This is a genomic window from Mycobacterium sp. E1386 (assembly GCF_001672745.1).
Taxonomy (GTDB): Bacteria; Actinomycetota; Actinomycetes; order Mycobacteriales; family Mycobacteriaceae; genus Mycobacterium.
Map to the genome: position 1 here is coordinate 1 of NZ_LZKH01000123.1, position 1,003 is coordinate 1,003.

The following is a 1,003-nucleotide window of genomic DNA, read 5'->3' on the forward strand; positions in this document are numbered from 1 at the left end:
ATCTCGACGATCTCGTTCGGCACCAAGACCGGCGAGATCGAGATGGACGGGCAGCGGGTCGCCGTCCCCGTCGCGACGGATCAGATGAAGATGATCGCCAAGCTGTCCGGCGGGCAGTCTTACACCGCCAGCAACGTCGCCGAGCTTTCCAAGAGCTACAACGCGATCGAGAAGGACATCGGCTACCGCACGGTGCCGGGGCCGGGCAGCGCCGGGTGGTTGCGCCTGGGCGTCATCACCGCCCTGATCGCGACGGCGCTGGCGCTGCTGATCAACCGGCGGCTCCCGGTCTGATCGCTCAGGAGGGCAGCCGGCGGTTGAGGAACAAGCCGGCCAGGATGGCGCCGGCCATCGCGACGGCCCCCAGCAGCATCCACGCCAGGCTGGCGTCGCCCTTGACGGTCTCGTAGCCGATCTGGCGCTGCAGGGTCGCATAGACGTTCTTCAGCGACTCGAGGCTGTCGGCGTGGAACGACTGGCCGTCGGTGATCTCGCAGATCTTCTGCAGCGTCTGATCGTCGACGGGGACGGCGACCCGCTGCCCGTCCATCTCGATCTCGCCGGTCTTGGTGCCGAACGAGATCGTCGAGATGGGCACCCCCTCGTCGCGCGCCAGCCGCGCCGCGGTGTACACCCCGTCATGCGGATCGCTGGGGTTGGACGGCTTGTTCTCCTTGCCGTCGGAGAGCAGCACGATGCGGGCCGGCGGCGGGGTGTCGCCCCCGGTGATCGCGGTGGCGCTCACCGCGTGCAGGGCGGTGAAGATGGCCTCGCCGGTGGCCGTGCTGTCGGCGAAGTCGAGCTTCTTCAAGGCGTCGATGGTCGCCTGGTGCTGCGGGGTGGGCGGCACCAGCAGGTAGGGCGTGCCCGCGAAGCCCACCAGCCCGAGGTTGATGGCGGGCGTCAGCTGGCTGGCGAACTGGCTGGCCGCCTCCTCGGCCGCCTTGAGCCGATTCGGTGCGACGTCGGTGGCCCGCATGGACTGCGACATGTCGATGACCAG

The 1,003-nt window shown here is 68.9% G+C and carries 1 protein-coding gene and 1 pseudogene; one reads left to right on the top strand and one right to left on the bottom strand.

Annotated elements, in window-relative coordinates:
* Nucleotides 1–294: pseudogene (locus A5709_RS13370) on the top strand (hypothetical protein); the annotation flags it as partial.
* Nucleotides 295–298: 4 nt separating this feature from the next.
* Here A5709_RS13370 and A5709_RS13375 read toward each other — a convergent pair.
* A partial coding sequence (locus A5709_RS13375) for a VWA domain-containing protein (protein ID WP_068120309.1) occupies nucleotides 299–1,003 on the bottom strand: 705 nt, incomplete at its 5' end.